17 protein-coding genes are annotated in these 19,581 nt (G+C 74.9%); 9 read left to right on the top strand and 8 right to left on the bottom strand.

Going from position 1 to position 19,581, the window contains the following annotated elements:
- Nucleotides 1-23: 23 nt before the first annotated feature.
- Entirely contained in the window at nucleotides 24-761 is a 738-nt protein-coding gene (locus AC2RP6_RS23300) for a TetR/AcrR family transcriptional regulator (protein ID WP_486447952.1), read from the bottom strand.
- Nucleotides 762-1,033: 272 nt separating this feature from the next.
- Here AC2RP6_RS23300 and AC2RP6_RS23295 point away from each other — a divergent pair, with 272 nt between their 5' ends.
- The gene (locus AC2RP6_RS23295; protein WP_486447951.1) at nucleotides 1,034-2,311 is read left to right on the top strand and encodes a M6 family metalloprotease domain-containing protein; all 1,278 of its coding nucleotides are present in this window, start codon (nucleotides 1,034-1,036) and stop codon (nucleotides 2,309-2,311) included.
- 87 nt (nucleotides 2,312-2,398) lie between these two features.
- On the opposite strand, the gene AC2RP6_RS23290 is transcribed toward AC2RP6_RS23295, so the two are convergent.
- The 7 genes from AC2RP6_RS23290 to AC2RP6_RS23260 form a co-directional block, all read right to left on the bottom strand.
- The gene (locus AC2RP6_RS23290) at nucleotides 2,399-4,597 is read right to left on the bottom strand and encodes an FAD/NAD(P)-binding protein (protein WP_486447950.1); all 2,199 of its coding nucleotides are present in this window, start codon (nucleotides 4,595-4,597) and stop codon (nucleotides 2,399-2,401) included.
- 51 nt (nucleotides 4,598-4,648) lie between these two features.
- Nucleotides 4,649-5,764, bottom strand: a complete 1,116-nt coding sequence (locus tag AC2RP6_RS23285; protein ID WP_486447949.1) for a 2-aminoethylphosphonate aminotransferase — start codon at nucleotides 5,762-5,764, stop codon at nucleotides 4,649-4,651.
- On the bottom strand, nucleotides 5,761-6,885 hold the full coding sequence (aepY, locus tag AC2RP6_RS23280; protein ID WP_486447948.1) for a phosphonopyruvate decarboxylase: 1,125 nt from the start codon (nucleotides 6,883-6,885) through the stop codon (nucleotides 5,761-5,763). Before aepY ends, AC2RP6_RS23285 begins: the two co-directional genes overlap by 4 nt.
- Nucleotides 6,882-8,483, bottom strand: a complete 1,602-nt coding sequence (locus AC2RP6_RS23275) for an isocitrate lyase/phosphoenolpyruvate mutase family protein (protein WP_486447947.1) — start codon at nucleotides 8,481-8,483, stop codon at nucleotides 6,882-6,884. Before AC2RP6_RS23275 ends, aepY begins: the two co-directional genes overlap by 4 nt.
- A gap of 142 nt (nucleotides 8,484-8,625) precedes the next feature.
- The gene (locus tag AC2RP6_RS23270; protein ID WP_486447946.1) at nucleotides 8,626-9,300 is read right to left on the bottom strand and encodes a 4'-phosphopantetheinyl transferase family protein; all 675 of its coding nucleotides are present in this window, start codon (nucleotides 9,298-9,300) and stop codon (nucleotides 8,626-8,628) included.
- The gene (locus AC2RP6_RS23265; RefSeq protein ID WP_486447945.1) at nucleotides 9,297-10,979 is read right to left on the bottom strand and encodes an MFS transporter; all 1,683 of its coding nucleotides are present in this window, start codon (nucleotides 10,977-10,979) and stop codon (nucleotides 9,297-9,299) included. Before AC2RP6_RS23265 ends, AC2RP6_RS23270 begins: the two co-directional genes overlap by 4 nt.
- Nucleotides 10,976-11,902 carry a sterol desaturase family protein gene (locus tag AC2RP6_RS23260; protein ID WP_486447944.1) on the bottom strand — a complete coding sequence of 309 codons (927 nt, stop codon included), beginning with the start codon at nucleotides 11,900-11,902 and terminating at the stop codon, nucleotides 10,976-10,978. Before AC2RP6_RS23260 ends, AC2RP6_RS23265 begins: the two co-directional genes overlap by 4 nt.
- A 236-nt stretch (nucleotides 11,903-12,138) precedes the next feature.
- On the opposite strand from AC2RP6_RS23260, the gene AC2RP6_RS23255 reads away from it, so the two are divergent.
- From AC2RP6_RS23255 to AC2RP6_RS23220, 8 genes are all read left to right on the top strand, one after another.
- Nucleotides 12,139-12,990 (top strand): alpha/beta fold hydrolase, encoded by an 852-nt coding sequence (locus tag AC2RP6_RS23255; RefSeq protein ID WP_486447943.1) that lies wholly within the window; start codon nucleotides 12,139-12,141, stop codon nucleotides 12,988-12,990.
- A gap of 3 nt (nucleotides 12,991-12,993) precedes the next feature.
- Nucleotides 12,994-14,196, top strand: a complete 1,203-nt coding sequence (locus tag AC2RP6_RS23250) for a beta-ketoacyl-[acyl-carrier-protein] synthase family protein (RefSeq protein WP_486447942.1) — start codon at nucleotides 12,994-12,996, stop codon at nucleotides 14,194-14,196.
- Nucleotides 14,193-15,164 carry a beta-ketoacyl synthase N-terminal-like domain-containing protein gene (locus tag AC2RP6_RS23245; protein WP_486447941.1) on the top strand — a complete coding sequence of 324 codons (972 nt, stop codon included), beginning with the start codon at nucleotides 14,193-14,195 and terminating at the stop codon, nucleotides 15,162-15,164. The genes AC2RP6_RS23250 and AC2RP6_RS23245 overlap by 4 nt, the downstream gene beginning before the upstream one ends.
- Nucleotides 15,165-15,173: 9 nt before the next feature.
- Nucleotides 15,174-15,986: an SDR family oxidoreductase gene (locus tag AC2RP6_RS23240; protein ID WP_486447940.1), complete on the top strand. Its 813-nt coding sequence runs from the start codon at nucleotides 15,174-15,176 to the stop codon at nucleotides 15,984-15,986.
- A 64-nt stretch (nucleotides 15,987-16,050) separates the two neighbouring features.
- Nucleotides 16,051-16,317, top strand: coding sequence for an acyl carrier protein (locus AC2RP6_RS23235; protein ID WP_486447939.1), 267 nt, complete (start codon nucleotides 16,051-16,053; stop codon nucleotides 16,315-16,317).
- Nucleotides 16,317-17,063, top strand: coding sequence for a 3-oxoacyl-ACP reductase FabG (fabG, locus tag AC2RP6_RS23230; RefSeq protein ID WP_486447938.1), 747 nt, complete (start codon nucleotides 16,317-16,319; stop codon nucleotides 17,061-17,063). The genes AC2RP6_RS23235 and fabG overlap by 1 nt, the downstream gene beginning before the upstream one ends.
- A gap of 12 nt (nucleotides 17,064-17,075) precedes the next feature.
- Nucleotides 17,076-18,305 carry a beta-ketoacyl-[acyl-carrier-protein] synthase family protein gene (locus AC2RP6_RS23225; RefSeq protein ID WP_486447937.1) on the top strand — a complete coding sequence of 410 codons (1,230 nt, stop codon included), beginning with the start codon at nucleotides 17,076-17,078 and terminating at the stop codon, nucleotides 18,303-18,305.
- Nucleotides 18,302-19,486 (top strand): beta-ketoacyl synthase N-terminal-like domain-containing protein, encoded by a 1,185-nt coding sequence (locus tag AC2RP6_RS23220; protein ID WP_486447936.1) that lies wholly within the window; start codon nucleotides 18,302-18,304, stop codon nucleotides 19,484-19,486. The genes AC2RP6_RS23225 and AC2RP6_RS23220 overlap by 4 nt, the downstream gene beginning before the upstream one ends.
- The last annotated feature ends 95 nt before the right edge of the window (nucleotides 19,487-19,581 follow it).

Below are 19,581 nucleotides of genomic sequence, written 5' to 3'. Positions count from 1 at the left end.
CTAATTCGTACGCTTTGGTGGTGTCACATGGTTTTCAGCGTCAGGTCTTCCAACGTGGCCGAGGAGCCGGGCAGTTCGGAGCGGGCCGGAGCCCGCAGCCCGTCGAGGAAGAGCTGGAGATGGCGGTGGGCGAAGGTGTCGGTGTCGAAGCAGGCGGTGCCCGGGAGGGGACGGCTGAGCTGGGACAGGGCGACCATCAGGTCGCCGGCGCCGATGTCCGCGCGGACCAGTCCGGCCTCCTGGCCGGCGGCCAGCAGGGTCTCGACGGCGGCGGCCAGGGCGGTCCGCGCCGCGAGGAGTTCGGGGTGGTCGCGGTCGAAGCCGTCGGCGAGCATCGGGCACAGGGCGCCGATCCGCTCGTCGGCGGCGGTGTGCGTGAACCGGCACAGCGCGGCGAAGGCGTCGGGCTCCTCGGCGAGGGAGTCCCGGGCCGAGGCCGTGACCCGCTCCGTGGTGAAGAGCACGACGTGGTGGACGAGGGCGTCCCGGTCGGGGAAGTGCCGGTAGAGGGTGGCGTTGCCGATGCCCGCCCGGCGGGCGACCTCGTCGAGGGGGGCCGCCGAACCGTGCGCGACGAAGGCCTCGCGGGCCGCCGCCAGGATCCGCTCGCGATTGCGGACGGCGTCGGCCCGCGGCCGCGGTACGGCGCCCTCACGGGAGCCGCGGCAGCCGCGGGAGCGGCCGGACGCCGGGTCCACCGGGTCCACGGCCGACTGCGGGACGGGCGGGGCGGCCACGGCGGTCGTGGTGGGGCGCTTCATCGCGGAGCCTCTCCGGGTGGTGGCGGGCGGACGGGACGTACGGGCCGGCTCCCCAAACGGGGAGTCGCTCCCCGCTTGGCGGGACTCACGTACAAACGGGGAACCGCTCCCCGGTTATTTCACTCCCCCGTGTGAGCCGGGTCACGCTGCCGAGGGGTGCCGGACACCGTTTGGCCTCTCCCGACGCGCGGGCGCGACGCGCCCGGCGGAGGGTGAGCCCACAGGGCGCAGACCGGACAGGGCCGGCTGCCGCGGACCCGAAGGCGATCTCCATGACGCAGACCCGCCACCGGATACGCAGACCACGCTTCACCGGTGCGTACATCGGCCTGACCGCGCTGGCGCTCGGCGTGACCGCGACGGCGAGCACGGGGATATCCGGGCGGGGCCAGTCCGCGGCCGGTCCGGTGGCCACGACCGTGGAATCGGCGCTCGCGCCGTGCCGGATCGCCGGGACGATGGGCGTGCAGATGTCCGAGGGCATGCCGACCCCGCCCGGGTACTCGCGCTCGACGGGTGAGGTCCGGGCGCTGAACCTGATGATCGACTTCCCCGACGCCAAGGGCGAGGGCACGGCACTGGACCGGCTGGCGGAGTTCTTCCCCCAGACCTCCGACTGGTTCCGCACCAGCTCCTACGGGCGGCTGACCTACCGGGCCGAGGCCCCGATACGGACCTGGCTGCGGATGCCGATGCCCTTCGCGGCGTACGGGATCGAGCGCGGGTCCTCCTACGAACCGGGCTACCGCCAGCTCGTCGAGCACATCGCGAAGGCCGCCGACTCCGAGGTCGACTTCAGCCGGTACGACCTGATCAACATCCTCGTCACGCCGAACGCCGGGCCGTCCGCCCTGGACACCGTCCTGTCGGTGACCTTCTCGGGCAACGGCGAGGCGCCGATGGCCGACGGGGTCCCGCTGGCCAACACGTCCTTCGTCTACAGCCGGCAGGACGACGGCTCCGGGACCTACCGGGAGACCGGCTACCGGGTGCTCCCGCACGAGAACGGCCACGTCTTCGGACTGCCCGACCTCTACACCTCCGACGGCGGGAACACCGTCGGGCACTGGGACATCATGAGCGAGGACTGGGGTGCCAACAACGACCTGATGGGCTGGCACAAGTGGAAGCTGGGCTGGCTGGACAGCACGCAGATCTCCTGCGCCTCGAAGTCGGGCACCAGCGACCACGTCCTGACGCCGCTGGCGGTGGAGGGCGGCATGAAGCTGGCTTTCGTACCGCTGTCGGAGAGCGTCGGGTACGCCGTGGAGGTGCGCACCCTGGCCGGCAACGACGAGGCGGTCTGCAGGCCCGGCGTGCTCATCTACAAGGTGGACTCCGAGGTGGACACCGGGCACGGGCCGGTGACCGTGTCGGACAGCTCGGACGCGAGTGGCGGCTGCACGCGCCGGCCCAACGTGCACGCCGAGCTGTCGGACGCGCCGTTCCGGCCGGGTGAGACCTTCACCGACGAGAAGGCCGGCATCAGCATCTCGGTGGTGGGCGAACTGCGCGACGGCAGCTACCAGATCCGCGTCGCCCGCCCGTGACGCCCGTCCGGGCGAAGACGGACCGTACTCCGGAGCCGGGACCGCGCCCGCGTGGCCCGGCTCCCTCCGGAGCCCCCCGCCGGCCGGTCAGCGGGCGGTGGCCCGGGGCCAGAAGGCGTCCAGCCAGACGAGGGTGTCCCGCATGACGTAGTGGTCGGCGTTCGGGCGCAGTGCGGACAGCAGGAAGGAGCGGGCGCCCTCGGAGGGCACTCCGAGGACGGTCAACCGCCGGTCCGGGGTGCCGTCGGGGGTGACGGGGTGGAACGCCGGACTCAGATCGAGGCCGCCCGGCTGGAAGACCTCGCCGTCCGCCGACTCGTTGCGCCACAGCCGCACCAGGCCCCGGTCGAGGAGGTTGCGGTAGAGCGGGAGGACGTCGAGCCGCGGGTCGAAGGCGTGCATGCGGGCCTCGACCAGGACGTCGACGGGCCGGGCCAGGCCCGTGTGCGGGCCCTCGACCACCGTCTTCCCGGTGGCGCCGTCGAGGCGGGCGCGCGCTCCCGGTCCGGCGCCGACGTCGAGCAGCCCGCAGTCGACGAGCGCGGCCATCTTCGCCATGATCCCGGCGGCGGCACCGTTGGCCAGCCGGTTGTGGTGGCGTACGTAGGTCCCCAGGAAGTGGCGCTGGGAGGAGGGGGTCAGGCCCGCGTGGTCCACGGCGTACGAGATGACCTGGCGCAGGTCGCGCCAGACTCCGTCGGCGGCGGCCTTGTGGGGGTTGCGCAGGTTGCCCTGCCGCGCCCACAACAGGTCGCGGGCCATGAAGGCGGCGACCGAGGCGCGGAACTCCTCGGGGGAGGCGGCGGGTGGGACCGGGGAGACGGCGCGGTGCCAGTCGAAGCGGTTGCCGTGGAGGTAGGTCTCCAGGCCTGACGCCGAGTCGAGGGGGTCGGTGACCGCGCCGGGCGGCAGGGACCGGTCGACGCACCGGCGGACCCCGGCCTCGGCCGAAGGCCCGTAGACGGTCCTCGTCCAGTGCAGCAGCACGTCCCGGACCGGCCAGGACACGGTGGCCTGGGCCCCGAACACCGCGCACTTGCCGCGCAGAACGCCCTCCAGGACGTCGGCGATCTCGTCCACGGCGCGTTCCAGCGGGGCGGTCAGGGCAGCGGGCCCGTCGGCGGGCGTGCCGGTCACGAAGGCCAGGTAGCCGGGCAGGGCGCGCTGCGTCAGCAGCAGCGCCGCGGCCGGGCCGAAGAGGGTGACGTAGTGCAGGTGGGCCATCTCCAGCACGACGAGCGGCAGGAGGTCGCGTTCGAAGTCCAGCTGCCGCAGGCCGGTGCCGTCGCCGCCCGGCGGCGTGCCGACGTGGGCGCGCAGCTGGTCGACGGCCCCGCGGGTCAGGAAGGTGCCGGGGTGGTCGCCGCCGCCGTCGCTGGGCTTGTGGTTGTCGGGGCGGGCGAAGGTGAACAGGCCGGAGCCGCTGAACGCCACGATGGCCGCGGGTTCCCGGCCGGAGGGCCGGTAGACCAGGCGGGGGCCGTCCTGGTGGAAGGTGCCGCCGCGGCCTTCGGTGAGGTGCAGGATCGTGTCGATGGCGGTGAGGCCCATGCCTTCGCAGCCGACGACCGTGTCCGGTCCGCAGCCGGCGGCGTCGAGCTGCTCCTCCAGCGGGTACGGGTGCGGTACGTGGCGGGTGGCGCCGCCGGTGGCCGGGCGGTCCGCGGCGGAGCGGCCGGGGTCGTGGTGGGAGTGGCCGGTCAGCAGGAGCACCTCGTCGGCGGTGCGCCGCTCGCCGTCGGCGGTGACGACCTCCAGCCGGTCGTCGGCGGTGGGGGCGATGTCGACGACCTCGGCGTGGTGCAGGTGGAGTGCGGCGCCGGGGTGGCGGCGCAGGTCCGCCGCGAAGGCGTCGAACATGTCGCGCAGGGCCAGTCCGTGGACGTAGCGCCTGGGCCAGTCCTCGGGGCCGAGGTCGAGGTCCGGGTCGCCGGTCTCCTCGAACCGGCGACGGCACCACTCGTGCAGGGTGGGACGCTCGGCGGGCGGGCGCAGCGGTCCGGCGCCGGGAACGGTCTCGTCGGCGGCGAAGCCCACCTGGGCGGCGATGCGGTTGAGGTAGCTGGTGCGGGCCTGGTCGGGGGCGTGCGCGCGGCCCGCGCCGAACGCGCCGGTGCGTTCGTAGAGATGGACCTCCAGGCGGCGCCCCTCCCCGAGCCGGTCGATCGTCGCCGACAGCCGCTCCAGGGCGTACGTGGCCCGCGGCCCGCCCCCCACCACGGCGAGCCGGTAGGGCTCGGGCGTCGCCGCGGGTCGGCCGGATGCGTCAGCTCGGGGGGTGGTCACGGGCACCTCATTCGGGGTCGGAGGAGATCTGCCGGGGCGCGGGGCCGGCCGTCAGCCGCGGGTCGGCAGGACGCGGGCGAGCACGGCGAGGAAGCGGTCGACGTCCTGCCGCGTCATCTGCCCCATCGTGGAGAGCCGGAAGAAGTCCGCCGCCAGCTGCTCCTGGGCGCTGTAGATGACGAAGCCCTCCGCGCGCAGGCCGCGGTGCAGTTCGGCGTAGCCGCAGCCGTCCGGGAGCCGGACGGCGGTGAGGGAGGCGGCCCGCTGGGCGGGCGGCAGCAGGATCTCCAGGCCGAGCGCCTCCAGGCCGTCGCGCAGCCGCCTGGCGAGGGCGGTGTAGCGGGCGTGGCGGGCCTCCCAGCCCTCGGCGAGGGCCAGGTCGAGGGCGGCGTCGAAGGCGTAGAAGCCGGGGACGGCCGGGGTGAACGCGGGGGCCTGCGCCTTCTCCTGGGCGGCGTAGTGCCGGTGCAGGTCGAGGTAGTACCCGCGGCGGGGGTGGCCGGCCAGGGCTTCGAAGGAGGCCCTGGCGGCGCTGACGAAGCCGAGGCCGGGGGCGCCTTCGAGGCACTTGTTGGCGGAGCCCGCCAGCCAGTCGACGCCGTCGGCGGCCAGGGAGAGGCGTTCCGCGCCGATGCTGCTCACGGCGTCCACGACCACCTCGCGGCCGTGGGCGTGGGCGATCCGGGTCACGGCGGCGACGTCGTTGAGCATGCCGCTGCTGGTCTCGTGGTGGACCACTCCGACGTGGGTCAGGCCGGGGTCGGCGGCCAGGGCCCGGTCGACGGCGGCGAGGTCGACGGGTGTGGCCCAGCCCAGTTCGAGCCGGTGGGCGCGGATGCCGTGGGCGTCCGCGATGTGCCGGAAGCGTTCGCCGTAGTGCCCGTTGTCGATGACCAGCAGTCCCCCGCCGTGGGGCACGGCCGAGCTGACGGCGGCCTCGACGGCGGCGGTGCCCGATCCGGTGAGGACGACGGAGGTGTGCCGGTCGTCGCCGCCCGCCGCGAGGGTGGTCTTGTGCCGGACGCGGGTGAGGAGCTCGGAGAACTCCGGTTCGCGGTGGCACATGTCGGGCCCGGCGAGCGCGGTGCGCACCCGGTCGTCGGTGATGACGGGGCCGGGGTTCATCAGGACGAGGCGCTGCGGGCGCGGCGGCGTGCTGTCGTTCATCGGGCGATCGCTTCCTTGAATCGGGCGGCGGAGGCGGGCGGGGCGAGGGCCGGCCGGCCGAGGTTCGGGTCCGAGCCGGGGGCGATGCGGACGCGGACCAGGTGGGCTCCCCCGTCGTGCTGGGCGCGCAGGACGGCGGCGCGCAGGGCGTCGGCGTCGCGGACGTCGTGGGTGGCCCGGTAGCCGCAGGCCGCGGCGATCCCCGCGAAGTCCACCCCGGCGGAGGCGGTGGGCTGCCCGCCGGTGGATTCGTAGGACTCGTTGTCCAGCAGGAGGTGGCACAGGTCGGTGCCGGCGTGGCGGCCGATGGTGGCCATGGCCTCCAGCCGCATCAGGGCGGCTCCGTCGCCGTCGAGTACGGCGACGCGGCGGCCGGGGGCGTGCAGGGCGACGCCGAGGGCCACGCTGGAGGCGCAGCCCATGGAACCGACGACGTACAGGTTCTGCGGGCGGTCCCAGTCCCGCTCCAGTTCCCGGGCGGTCTTGCCGGTCGTGGCGACCAGCAGGGTCTCGGGGTCCATGGCGGAGACGATGTGGCCGATGGCCTCGGCCCGCTTCATCAGCGGCGGCCCGGCCGCGGGTACGGGGGCCGCGGCGGGCGTCGCGTAGGGGGCGACGGCCCCCTTGGGCACGATGAACGCGAAGGGCAGTCCGGTGCTGTCCATGTGCTCGGCGGCCGCGTCGAGGCGTTGGGCGAGGAGCGCGGGGTCGTCGGGGAGCACCTCGTTGCGCACGCCCATGGACGTCAGCATGTCCTGGGTGATCCGGCCCATCAGCTCGTGCTGGGGCTCGTCGGGCCGGCCGGGGCGGCCGCGCCAGGTGACGAGGAGCAGGACCGGCAGGCGCAGGGTGTGGCACAGGGAGGTCAGCGGGTTGACGGTGTTGCCGAGGCCGGAGTTCTGGAGGATGACCACCGGGCGGCGTCCGGCGAGGACGGCGCCGGCGGCCAGGGCCACGGCCTCGCCCTCGTTGGCGGCGATGACGTACTCCTGCGGGTGTTCGGCTTCCAGGCAGGAGATGACGGGGCCGAGGAAGGAGCAGGGCACACCGGTGAACGGGCCGTGCCCCTGTGCCCGGAGCAGGTCGACCAGGGTGCGGGCCGGGAGGGCCGCGGCGCTCACTGGCCGCTCTCCCGGGCGGCGAACAGCCCGGTGGCGCGGGCGACGTCCTGTGCGGTCCGCAGTTCCAGCCAGCCGGAGGCGATCTCGACCGCGCCGACCCGGTGCCCGGCGGCGAGCAGGTCGGTGAGCAGGTCGGCCAGGGTGCCGTCGGTGCCGTCGGCGCGGCGCTTCTCGGCGACCTGGCGCAGTGCGGCGAAGCCCTGGGCGGAGAAGGCCGCGGCGCCGGCGAACTCGGCGTCCGCCCCGGTGCCGGCGACGGCGAGGACCTCGCTGCCGGAGGCTCCGCCGAGCCGTCGGCCGTCGCGGGCCGCGGAGTCCAGGGTCAGGGGCAGCGCGTCGGCGCGGCGTGCGGCGCCGGGTCCGCCGGACACGTCGACGAGGACGGCGATGTCGCCGCCCGCGGCGACGAGGCGGCGCAGCGGCTCGCCCTCGACGAAGACGTCTCCGGAGACCAGCACGGTGCCGCTCAGGCCGTCGTCGTCCAGGGCGAGTACGGCGCCGGTGGCGTCGGCCACGTCGGGCAGCAGCGTGACGTCCTGCGGGACCCCCGCGGTGTCGTCCCCGGCGGTGGCGGTGGCGGACACCGACTCGATGTCCGCGCGGCGCAGTGCGGCGCTCTGCTCGGCGAGCAGGCCGGCGGCGGGGGCGGTCGGCGCGCCGGGGACGACGACGGCCCGGGCGCGGCCGGCGTAGGGGGTGATGAACTCGGCCTCGTGGCGCTTCTGGAGCGGCATGCCCTGGAGGTCGAAGACGGTGGCCAGGGGCGCGATCCGGTCCTCGATGCCGGTGGTGCGGTCGTCGCGCAGGATCGAGGCGAAGGTCTCGGTGACGGCGGCGATGCCCGCGCGCAGGCCGTGGTTGGCGTAGATGACCATCTTCGCGCCGGCTTCGGCCAGTTCGGTGGCGGTGATGGTGTGGTAGGTGGTGGGGACGACGACCACGGGGGTGGGCAGGGTCCAGCGCTCCAGGAAGCGCAGGACCGGCTCCGGGGAGCTGCCCTTGGCGTGGATCAGTACGGCGTCCGCGCCGGCCGCCGCGTAGGCCTCGCCGCGGCGCAGTGCCTCGTCCATGCCCCAGCCCGCGATGAGCGCCTCGATCCGGGCGACGACCATGAGGTCCGGGGTGGTCTGGGCGGCCTTGGCGGCGCGCAGCTTGCCGCAGAACTCGGCGATGGGGGCCAGTTCCTGACGGCCCGGGATGAAGCTGTTGACCTTCGGGAAGCGCTTGTCCTCGATGGACACTCCGGCGATCCCGGCCGCCTCGTAGCGGCGGATCATGTTCATGACGTTGTGGGCGTTGCCGTAGCCCGCGTCGCAGTCGGCGACGACGGGGACGTCGACGGCGGCCGCCAACGAGGTCGCGGTGGCGAGGAGTTCGCTCATGGTCAGGATGTCGGTGTCGGGCACGCCCTGGGAGGCGGAGACCTCCAGGCCGCTGGACCAGACGCCGTCGAAGCCGGCCCGCTCGGCGAGGCGCGCACCGAGCGGGTTGTGCGCGCCGATGATGCGTACGGTGCCGGGGCGGGCGAAGAGGTCGCGGAGCTGCCGGGCTCCGGTCGTCCTGTGGTCCCCGCGTGCCTCTGTCGTCCCAGTAGTCATGCCGATTCTCCTGTTGTCCGCATTCGTGCGTGAGGGGGCGCAGCATCATCGGGGCGGCCCACATAATGCAATTGCCGGAAATTCAATTCGGTCGGGGCGGAGGAAAGGGCCGGATATGACGGCCCACTGCCCGCGCTCCCGGTCATACGGTGACGGCCGTGAATACCAGGCCGTCGGCCACCAGCCAGCGGCCGTCGAAATGCCGGACGGTACGGCCGGCCACTTCCGGGCCGTCGGCCAGGAGACGTGCGTGGAACTCCCCGCCGGTGGTGGCCGGGCCCGGTTCCGGGTGGAACCGCAGTTCGGCCTGGGTGAAGTCGAGCCAGCGACCGGTGAGCGGGAACCACGTCTTGTAGACGGACTCCTTGGCGCTGAAGAGGACCGTGTCCCAGTGGACACCGGACCCGGACCGGGCCAGTGTCCGCAGCCGGGCGCGCTCGTGCGGGAGCGCGACCGCCTCCAGGACTCCCGGGGGCAGCGGGACGTGCGGTTCGGCGTCGATGCCGATGCCCGTCAGATCGGCGGACCGGACGGCGGCCGCCGCCCGGTAGCCGTCGCAGTGGGTGATCGCGCCGGCCACCCCGGCGGGCCACAGCGGCTCTCCGGAGCCGCCCGCGGGCACGGGCCCGGCGGGCACCCCGAGGCGGTCCAGGGCGCGGCGGGCGCAGAGCCGTCCGGTGGCGAAGGTCCGCCTGCGCCCTTCCGAGGCGCGCGCCACGGCCGCCCGTTCCTCCGGGTGGAGGCGGGCCACGGCGCCGAGTACGTCCGCGTACTCCGCCGAGCTGGCGACGCACCCGGGCAGGATCCGCTCGATCACTTCGCGCGCCCCCCGCCCGCGTGCCGCGCGTCCGTGGGTTCCGCGTCCGTGGGTTCCGCGTCCGCGGGCCCGGCGTGCTCGGAGCCCGCCCGGCCGGGGCCCGCGAAGAGGCCCGCCACCGCGCCGAGGAGGGCGACCGCGGCGGTGGCGAGCAGGGCGTGCTGCATGCCCTCCAGGAACACGGTCCGGGCGATGTCCGTGAGGGTGGAGCGTGCCGCGTCCACGGTGCCCGGGTCCGGTGCGAGGCCGACGGCCACCGCGCGGACGGCCCCGTCCAGGGCGCCGGGGGCGATCTCGACGCCCTCCGCGGCGAGGCGCCCGGGCAGGGCGGACGCGGCGTGGGCCGCGACGAGGGCGCCCGCGGTGGCGGTGCCCAGGCTGCCGCCCACCTGCATGGCCGTCTGCTGCATGCCGCCGGCGACACCGGACAGTTCGACCGGTGCGCTGCTGATGACGAGCTTGGTGGCGCCCACCATGACCGGGCTGAAGCCGAGCCCGAGCAGGAAGAAGCACAGCGTCGTCTCCAGCGTCCCGGACTGCGCGTCGAGACGGGACAGGGCGCACATGGCGGTCGCGGTGACGAGCAGACCGGCGACCACCGGGGCCCGGGGTCCCGACCGGCTGATCCACATCGCCGCGAAGGGCGCGCCGACGATCATCAGCAGGGTCAGCCCCAGGACGCGGACGCCCGACTCGGCCGGGGTCAGCCCCAGCACGTTCTGCAGGTAGAAGATCAGGACGAAGGGCGCGCCGAACATCACGAAGGACATGGCGAGCATGGTCAGGACGCCGACGGTGAACCGTGTCGACCGGAAGAGGCGGGGCGGTACGAGGGGGTCGGCGGTGCGCCGCTCCCACCAGGTGAAGAAGGCGCCGAGGAGCAGCGCGGCGGTCAGCAGCGCCAGGGTCCGCGCGTCGGGACGGCCCTGGTCGGCGGCCGTGGCCAGGCCCCCGACGAAGAGGCACAGCGCGGCTCCCAGGACGACCGTGCCGGTCAGGTCCGGGCGGCCCGGGTCCCGCTCGGCGCGCACGTCGCGCAGGACGGTGACGCCGAGGGCCAGGGCCAGCGCGCCGAGCGGCACGTTGAGGAAGAACACCCAGCTCCACGAGGCGTGTTCGACGAGGAGGCCGCCGACGACGGGGCCGGCCGCGGTGGACGCGGCGATGACGGCGCTGCGCACGGCGATCGGCATGGTGAGCCGGTCGGCCGGGAAGGCGGTGCGCAGCAGGCCGAGGGTGGCGGGCTGCATCAGCGCACCGAACACGCCCTGCAGGACGCGCAGGGCGATGACCGGGCAGAGGCTGTCGGAGGCGCCGATGGCCACCGAGGTGACCGTGAAGCCGGCGGCGCCGACGAGGAAGACGGTGCGGTGGCCGTAGCGGTCCCCGAGCCTGCCGGCGGCGATGAGGAGGGCGGCGACGGCGAGCAGGTAGCCGTTCGTCACCCACTGGATGCCGGTCAGGCTCGCGTCGAGGTCGGCCTGCATGGCGGGCTGGGCGACGGTGACGATGGTGCCGTCGAGCGAGACCATCATGGCGCCGACCGACAGGGTCAGCAGGGTGAGCCAGGGGTGGCCCCGCACCCCGCGGCGCGGGGGGGAGGGCACCCCGCGGCGCGGCGGGGAGGGCGCCCCGCGCCGCCCCTCCGCGGCCGCGGTGTGTCCGGTCGGCCCGCTCATGTCAGGAGCTCACCCGGCTGTCCCGCGGCCGCCGGGGCGGTCGGAGCCGCCGGCCCGCCGGCGCCGTCCGCGGCCGGCTTCCAGCCGGGCGGGCCGAAGACGTAGCCGAGCTTGTGGCGCAGCGTGCTCGCGCCGCGCACGTCGCGGAACATGTTGCCGAACTCGTGGACCTGGATCTTCCAGATGGAGAAGGTCTCGATCTGCTTGGTGAGGCCGTACGTGGGCCGCTGCACCTCGGGCTGGAAGGTGCCGAAGATCCGGTCCCAGAGGATGAGGATGCTGCCGAAGTTCTTGTCCAGGTATTCCGGGTCGTTGCCGTGGTGCACGCGGTGGTGCGAGGGCGTCACGAAGACGTACTCGAACCAGCGGGGCAGCTTCCCGATCTTCTCGGTGTGCGCGAAGAGCCCGTACACGAGGTGGGCCGAGTGCATCGTGAAGACCAGCGCGGGGTGGACGCCCAGCAGCGGGAGCGGCAGCCAGATCATCTTCTCGAACCACTGCGCCCACTTGCGGCGCAGTGCGGTCGAGAGGTTGAAGTACTGGCTGGAGTGGTGCACCTGGTGGCCGGCCCAGATGAGCCGGATGCCGTGCGCGGCGCGGTGGTACCAGTAGAGGAGGAACTCCACGCCGAAGAAGAGGACGACCCAGGTGGTCCAGGACGAGGACGACAGGTGCCAGGGCGCCACGTACTCGTACACGAGCAGGTAGAGCGCGAGCGCCACGGTCCGCAGCACGGTGGACGAGAACAGCGCGCCGAAGCCGGTGAGGATGCTCGCGCGGTGGTCGCGCAGGTCGTATCCGGGCCGCTCGTCGTGGTCGTCGCCGAACTTGATCGCCAGCATCTCGATCACGATCAGCAACGCCATGGCGGGCAGGGCGTAGACCGCTGGATCGTGCAGCCGGTCTATGACCTTATCGAGCATCGCTCTCTCCTCGTTTCGACTTCCGCAAAAGCCTAAACACGCTCCCTAAAAAGCTCCCTAAAGCCCGCCTTAAGTACTGCCTTCACCCGGCACAACACACTTGCCCACAGAACTGTTTAGTGTCGTTTTAGCATCCCCCCGGTACGCTCGCCGTCGACTTGGCAGCAAATCGCAATTTCCGGATCGTCGCCACTATTTCGAGGAACCGGCCGCAATGATCCAGGAACGGGGTGCGAATGGGCGGGAACGGTCTCGCGGTCCGCATGGAGCGGCCGGCCCGCGTCGCAGGACCGGTGCGCGTGCTCGCCCTGCACGGGCTGGCCGCGAGTGCGACCGCCTGGACGGCCTTCGGTGAACACGCTCCGGCCGAAGTGGAGTTGTGGACGGCCGAGCTGCCCTGGGGAGTGGCCGGCCCGACCTCGTGGAGCCACCGCGGCGACCCCGCCGAGTGGATCGGACGGGCCCTGGACGCGGTCCCCGGTGGGGCCGACGTGCTCGTCGCGCACTCCTTCTCCGCCGTCCTCGCCGTCGAGCACCTCGCCCGCGCCCCGCGCGCCGGACGGCCCCGCGCCCTGGTCGCCGTGTCGCCCTTCCACCGCCGGGACCCGGCCGACTTCCGCTGGGACGACGCCGGCCACTACCTCGGCATCTTCCAGGAGGTGTTCGAGGAGGCACTGGGCATCGCCTCGGCGCGCCTGCTGTCCCCGCGGACCCGCCGGGACATGGCCCTGCTGGTGCGCGACCGCGTCGGCCCGTACGGCTGGACGCGCTTCTGGGAGAGCTATCTGCGCAGCCCCTTCGTGGACGTCGCCCGCCTCGACCTCCCGGTGCTCGTCGTGGCCGGGGAGGAGGACCGCTTCGCGCCGCCGCGGGACGCCGGGCTGCTGGCGGCCGCGCTGCCGCAGGGGCGGCTCGAACTGCTGCGGGAGTGCGGGCACTTCCCGATGACCGAGCGGCCCGGACCGTTCGCCGAGGCCGTCCGCCGGCTGATCGCCGGGCCGGCCGCGCAGCCGTCCGCGGAGTCGGCCGCAGGGCCGGCCGCGCTGCCGTACGCGCTGCCGTCCGCGGCTCCCACGAGAGTGAGTTGACCCTTGCGCCCCTCTGCCACCCCCGACGTCCTGGTGACCGGAATCGGCGCCGTCAGCTGCCTCGGCGCCACCGCGGACGCGTTCTGGACCGGCCTGCAGGCCGCCGCCTCGCGGCCCGCCCCCGTACCGGGTCTGACCGAGCACGTGCCCGACGTACTCGCCTACCAGGTGCCCGCCGGCGGCACCGCGGAAGCCTCGCCCGGCGCCCTGGGCCGTGCCGCGCGGTTCGCGCTGACCGCCGCCCGCGAGGCCGTCGCCGACGCCGGCCTGACCGCGCACGAGGTCGCGGAGGCCGCCGTGGTCATCGGCACGGCCGTCGGCGAGAGCGGCGGCCGCGAGGGGGGCCCGCCCGGCGCACTGCCCGGGGAGGAGGCGCCCGCCCGGCCGGCCGGGTCCTGGGAGCCGATGTTCTCCGTCGCCGCCGCGGTCGGCGCCGAACTCGCCGCCTTCGGGCCGAACATCAGCGTGAGCAACGCCTGCGCCGCGAGCGGGTACGCGCTGTCCGTCGCGGTGGACCTGATCCGCCGCGGCGAGGCCGACACCGTGCTGCTCGGGGGTGCGGAGGGCATCGCCCGGGTGCCCCTGGCCAGCTTCAGCCGACTGGGCGCGGCCGACCCCGAGACCTGCCGGCCGTTCGACGCCGGGCGCCGGGGGACCGTCTTCGGCGAGGGGGCCGCCGTGCTGGTCCTGCAGTCCGCCCGCGCCGCGGCCGGCCGGCCCGTCTACGGCCGGGTCCTGGGGTCGGCGTGGAGCTGCGACGCCCACCACCCCACCGCGCCCGATCCCGGCGGCGAGCAGCTGGTGCGGGTGGCCCGCGCGGCTCTGGCACAGGCCCGGCGCGCGCCGGACGACATCGGGTGCGTCATCCCGCACGGCACCGGCACCCGGCAGAACGACGTGGTCGAGTACCAGGTCCTGCGGGAGGTGCTCGGCGAACGCGCCGCGCACACGCCCCTGTTCAGCCTGAAGGCCTTCATCGGGCACACCGCCGGAGCGGCGGCCGCCTTCGCCGCCGTGTCCGCGGCACTGATGGCCCGGCACGGGGAGATCCCGGCGAACGTCCCGCTCGCGCAGCCGGACCCGGAGTGCCCGGTCTGGCTGCCGCAGGACGGGCCGACCGCGCTGCGGCGGCCGAACGTCATGGTCAACGCGTACGCGTTCGGCGGGAGCAACTTCACGATGGTGTTCGGGGGCGGGGCACGGTGACGGTACGGGTCGTGGTGGCCGAGTCCGTCGTCCACGGCGCGGGACTCGTCCTGCCGCCGGAGGGGACCGGCCCGGCGGAGTGCTGGTTCGACCACCGGGCACGGCTCGGCCGCGGGTACAAGTACCTGCCGCCGGCCTGCCAGTACCTGCTCGCGGCGGCCCGGGCGGCCCTGGAGGACGCCGGCCGGGTGGCCGACCCGCTCGCGCCGGCCCCGGAGCTGCGCGGCGCCGTCGTCGGGACCAACAGCGCCGTGGCGGCCCTGCACGCGGCCGTCGACGAGACCGTACGCCGCGAGGGCGCCGCAGCCCTCAGTCCGATGGCCGTGCCGTACTTCGCGGTGAACCTCATCGCCGGCCGCCTGTCCGCCGAGCACCGGCTCAAGGGCTTCAACCTGACCGTGACCTCGCCGCGGGCGGCGGGCGTCGAGGCCCTGCACCTGGCCGCCCACGAACTGGCCGCGGGCCGCGCCGCCGTGACCCTGGCCGGAGCCGCCGAGGCCCCGGATCCGCGGGCCGGGGACGCCGTACCGGAGGCGGGCGCCGCCCTGTTCGTGCTGCGCCCGGGCGGCGGACCCGTACCGGACGGCGGCGCGGTGCTGCGGACCGTACTGCGCTTCGTCCCGCCGCCGGCGCTGGCCGCCGCGGAGGGCCGCCGGCGCGCCCGGGACTCCGTACGGCAGGCCCTGGACGCGCTGGGAGCGGGCGGACCCGTACCGGACGAGGTCGAGCTGCTGGCCGACCCCTCGCCCGTCGGCGACACCGTCGCCGACGCCCTGCGCTCCTGGTGCGCGGACCGCGTACCGGTGTCCACGCGCCGGTCCGGGGCGCGGGCCGGGGCCCTGGCCCCCGTGGTCCGGCTGGCCGCCCGCCCCGGCCCGGCGGGCGCCGGCCGCCGGCTCGTCGTCACCGCCTCCCGCGCGGGCAACGTCGCGCTCGCCACGGCACACACCCCCCAACACACCGACTGAGAGGTACGCATGCTGACTTCCCTCAAGGGCTCCTGGTGCCTGATCCTGGGCGCCTCCAGCGGCATGGGCCGGGCCACCGCCCTGGCCATGGCCCGGGAGGGCGCCAACATTTTCGGCGTCCACTTCGGCACGGCGGCGCAACAGGAGGAGGCCGACGAGCTGGTGGCCGAGCTGCGCGCGACGGGCGTGCAGGTGTCCTTCCACAACGTCAACGCCGCCAGCAAGCAGACCCGCGCCGAACTGGTGCCGGTCCTCAAGGAGCTGGCCGGGCCGGAGGGCGTACGGGTGCTGCTGCACTCCCTCGCCTTCGGCAGCCTGCTGCCCTTCCTCCCGCAGCCCGGCGCGGAGGGCGGGGAGGCCCGGGAGGACGTCATCACCCCGCGGCAGATGGACATGACCGTCGACGTCATGGGCCACAGCCTCGTGTACTGGGTGCGCGACCTGTACGTGGCCGGGCTGCTGCCGCGCGGTGCGAAGGTGTTCGCGCTCACCAGCCGCGGCGACGGCCGGGTGATGCCCAGCTACGGCGCCGTGTCCGCCGCCAAGTCCGCCCTGGCCTCGCACGTGCGCCAGCTCGCCGTCGAACTGGCCCCCTCCGGCGTCTCGGTGAACGCCCTGCGCGCCGGACTGACCCTCACCCCGGCGCTGCTGCGCATCCCCGGCAGCGACGGCCTGGCCCGCTACGCCACCGAATCGAACCCGCACGGCCGACTGACGGTCCCCGAGGACGTCGCCGAGGCCGTCGTCATGCTCTCGGCCACCGACTCGTCGTGGATGACCGGCAACGTCATCGACGTCGACGGCGGCGAGGGCCTCGTCTGACCCCCGTCCGACCCTCCGGCTCCTCCCCGCAGCCCCCGCACACCCACCCCAGGAGAGAACGATCATGCCCGAGCAGACCACCGGCACCGCCGCCGCACTGGACACCGAGGACCTCCGCGCGACCATCGCCGAGATCCTGGACGTCGACCCCTCCGAGGTGACCGACACCGCCGACTTCAAGGAGGACCTCGACGTCGACTCCCTGCTGGCGCTGGAGATCCTCGTCACCCTGGAGCGCAAGTACCAGGTGAAGATGGAGGAGTCGAACCTCCAGCTGATGCGGTCCTTCAAGGTCGTGCACGACCTGCTGGCCGAGAAGCTCGCCGCCTGATGCCGCACGACACGCGCAGGGTCGCGGTCGTCACCGGCGGGTCGCGCGGCATCGGCCGCGCGGTCGTGGAGCGCTTCCTGTCCGACGGGTACGACGTCGGCTACTGCTACCGCTCCCGGCCCGCCGACGCCGACGCGGTCGAGCGGCTCGCCGCCGAGCACGGCGGCCGGGTCTTCGACGCGTCCGTGGACGTGACCGACGCCGACGCCGTACGGGCCTTCCTGGAGGGCACGCAGGAACGGCTCGGGGCGATCGACGCGCTCGTCACGAGCGCGGGCATCGTCCAGGACGGCCCGCTGGTGACGATGGGCCAGGACGCCTGGACCAGCGTCATCGACACCAACCTGACCGGCACCTACAACGTGTGCCGGGCCGCCGTCTTCACCCTGATGAAGCAGGGCCGGGGGAGCATCGTGACCGTGTCGTCCGTGGCGGGCGTCCGCGGCAGCGCCACACAGGCCAACTACGCGGCCTCCAAGGCCGGGATCATCGGCTTCACCAAGTCGCTGTCCAAGGAAGTGGCCCGCTTCGGCATCCGCGCCAACGTGGTGGCACCCGGCCTGATCGCGACGGACATGACCGACGGCATGACGGCGAAGGCCCGCGACGGCGTCATCGCCACGGTCCCGCTCCGCCGGATCGGCACCGCCGGGGAGGTGGCCGAGACCGTGGCGTTCCTCGCGTCGGACCGCGCCGCCTACATCACGGGACAGGTGATCCGGGTCGATGGCGGCATCAGCAACTGAGGGAGCGCGGTGATGGCAGCGATGGCAGCGGACAGGGGGCCCGTACGGGTCGTCGTGACCGGGCTCGGCGTGCTCACGCCGATCGGCACGACCGTGGCGGGCTTCTGGGACGCCGCGGTCCGCGGGGTGGTGGGCACGGGCCCGTTGACCCGGCCCGACGCGGCCGACTTCCCGGCCGCGCTGGCCGGCGAGGTCACCGGTTTCGACGCGCCGCGGTCCGGCGGGGAGCGCAGCCTGGCGCTCGCCCGGGCCGCGGCCTCGGCGGCCGCCGCCGACGCGGGCATCCACCGGTGGACCGGAGACCCGTACCGGGCCGGCGTCTGCCTGGGCACGCTCCTCGGCAGCCGCGCCGGACTGGAACCCGCCGTGACCGGCTTCCACCGCGGCGCGGACGGCGCCGGGGCGGCGGGCCCGGTGCCGCGGCCGGCACCGGACCTCACCGACGCGGTCGCCCGCGAACTGGGTTTCCACGGCCCGGGCCTGGCGGTGGCCACGGCCTGCGCCTCGGGCAACAGCGCGCTCGCGCACGCCGCGGACACCATCCGGGCGGGCCGCGCCGACGTGATGATCGCGGGCGGTGTCGACGAGCTCTCCAGCGGCATCATGATGATGTTCGCCAGCCTGCGCTCACTGGCCCCGGACGTCCTGCGGCCCTTCGACCGCGACCGCGCGGGCCTGATCGTCTCGGAGGGGGCGGCCGCCCTCGTCCTGGAGTCCTACGAGCACGCCCGCCGGCGCGGCGCGCACGTCCACGCCGAACTGGCGGGCTGGGCCTCGGCGGCGGACGCCCACCACATGACCGCACCGCACCCCCGGGGCAGCGGCGCCCGCCGCTCCATGCTGCGGGCCCTGAAGTCCGCCGGGATCTCCCCCGACCGCGTCGACCACGTCAGCGCGCACGGCACCGGCACCCCCTCCAACGACCGCGTCGAGGCACAGGCCCTGCGGGACGTCTTCGGGCCCCGCACACCCGCCGTGACCTCGCTGAAGGGGGCCCTCGGGCACACCCAGGGCGCCGCCAGCGCCATCGAGGCCGTGGCGTGCGTGCTGGCGCTGCGCGACGGGGTCGTCCCGCCCACGGCCAACCTGGTCGACCTGGACCCGGAGTGCGACGTCGACGTCGTACGCGGCCGGGCGCGCGAGACGCCGGTACGGGTCGCCGTCAACAACGCCTTCGGTTTCGGGGGCAACACCGCATGCACCGTCTTCACCCGGATGAGCACAGCAGGGAGCGCACGATGAGCCCCACGGCCGCCGTCACCGGCATCGCCCTGGCCGGCCCGCTCGGCGGCAGCCTCGACGCGACCTGGGAGGCGCTGCTGGCCGGGCGGACCGGATTCACGTCGGCCGCGGCCACCGACGGCCTGTACCCGGGCGTGGTGAAGGCCACGGCGGGCGCCCTCGCGGACGACCTGCCGGACGTACCGGCCTTCGGCCGCAGGCGGCTGCGGGCGCTCAGCCGCGAGTCCCTGCTGGTCTCCCGGGTCGGGATGCTCGCCTGGCAGGACGCCGGGTTCGGTCCGCAGACGTCCCCGGACCCGGAGGGCACCGCCGTCGTCCTGGGCACCGCCGCCGCCGGTCTGACGGGCTACCTCCGGGTGATGCGCGACGGACTGACCCTCGGTCCGGAGCTGGTCAGCCCGTACGCGGGCCCGCAGGGCAGCCTGAACGCCGCGGCCTCGGACCTGTCCATCGCCGCCGGTGCACAGGGCAGCATCGTCACCGTCACGGCCGGCCGCTGCTCCGGGGCGCACGCGCTGACCGTCGCCGCCGACCAGGTCCGTACCGGGCAGGCGGAGGTGGTGCTCGTGGCGGCCGTGGACGTGCTGGACCCGCTGCGGCTGGCCGCCGGTGAACGGGCGGGCGCACCCGGGCCGTTCGGCGCGGGCCGGACCGGCGCCCCGCCCGGTGAGGCGGCCGTGGTGCTGGTCGTCGAGGACGCCGACCGGGCGCGGGCCCGGGGGGCCCGGGCGCATGCCGAGATCGCGGGTGTGAGCACCCTGCGCGGCGGCGCCGACGGCGCGAGCGCCGCCGCCCCCGCCGTCGCCGCGGCCCTGCGCGAGGCCGGCGTCCGGGCGGGGGACCTCGCCCTCGTCTGCTCCTCCGCCGCCGGCGATCCGCACACCGACCGCGCCGAGGCCTTCGCCGTGCACGGGGCCGTCGGCTCCGGCACCCCCGTCCACAGCCCCTTCGGGGCCCTCGGGGACTGCGCCGGCGCCACCGCACTGCTCCAGGTCGCGCTGACCGCGCGGGCCCTCGCCGCGCGGTGCGCCCCGCCCACCGCGCGCCGCGGCGGCCCTGATCCCGAACTGCCGGCCGTCGCCACCTCGGACGGCCCGCGGGACCTGGCGGGCGGGCCCGCGCTGGTCCTGACGACCGACGCGCACGGCCAGGCCGCGGCCGTGGTGCTGCGCACCCCGTAGGCCGTCGCCCGCCGGTCCGTCCGGCCCGCGTACCAGAACCCATGAACGAACCAGGGAGAACCGGAGCTCCGGCCCCCTGCCGTACGGAGGTAGGA

Source organism: Streptomyces sp. WAC03905 (genome assembly GCF_057371075.1).
This window is presented reverse-complemented; position numbering and strand designations above follow the sequence as displayed.

Coding starts and splice junctions, on each gene's coding strand:
- AC2RP6_RS23285 (WP_486447949.1), bottom strand. CDS start 5,764: ATGAACGACAGCACGCCGCCGCGCCCGCAGCGCCTCGTCCTGATGAAC.
- AC2RP6_RS23275 (WP_486447947.1), bottom strand. CDS start 8,483: ATGACTACTGGGACGACAGAGGCACGCGGGGACCACAGGACGACCGGA.
- AC2RP6_RS23255 (WP_486447943.1), top strand. CDS start 12,139: ATGGGCGGGAACGGTCTCGCGGTCCGCATGGAGCGGCCGGCCCGCGTC.
- AC2RP6_RS23225 (WP_486447937.1), top strand. CDS start 17,076: ATGGCAGCGATGGCAGCGGACAGGGGGCCCGTACGGGTCGTCGTGACC.
- AC2RP6_RS23300 (WP_486447952.1), bottom strand. CDS start 761: ATGAAGCGCCCCACCACGACCGCCGTGGCCGCCCCGCCCGTCCCGCAG.
- AC2RP6_RS23260 (WP_486447944.1), bottom strand. CDS start 11,902: ATGCTCGATAAGGTCATAGACCGGCTGCACGATCCAGCGGTCTACGCC.
- fabG (WP_486447938.1), top strand. CDS start 16,317: ATGCCGCACGACACGCGCAGGGTCGCGGTCGTCACCGGCGGGTCGCGC.
- AC2RP6_RS23235 (WP_486447939.1), top strand. CDS start 16,051: ATGCCCGAGCAGACCACCGGCACCGCCGCCGCACTGGACACCGAGGAC.
- AC2RP6_RS23220 (WP_486447936.1), top strand. CDS start 18,302: ATGAGCCCCACGGCCGCCGTCACCGGCATCGCCCTGGCCGGCCCGCTC.
- AC2RP6_RS23265 (WP_486447945.1), bottom strand. CDS start 10,979: ATGAGCGGGCCGACCGGACACACCGCGGCCGCGGAGGGGCGGCGCGGG.
- AC2RP6_RS23295 (WP_486447951.1), top strand. CDS start 1,034: ATGACGCAGACCCGCCACCGGATACGCAGACCACGCTTCACCGGTGCG.
- AC2RP6_RS23240 (WP_486447940.1), top strand. CDS start 15,174: ATGCTGACTTCCCTCAAGGGCTCCTGGTGCCTGATCCTGGGCGCCTCC.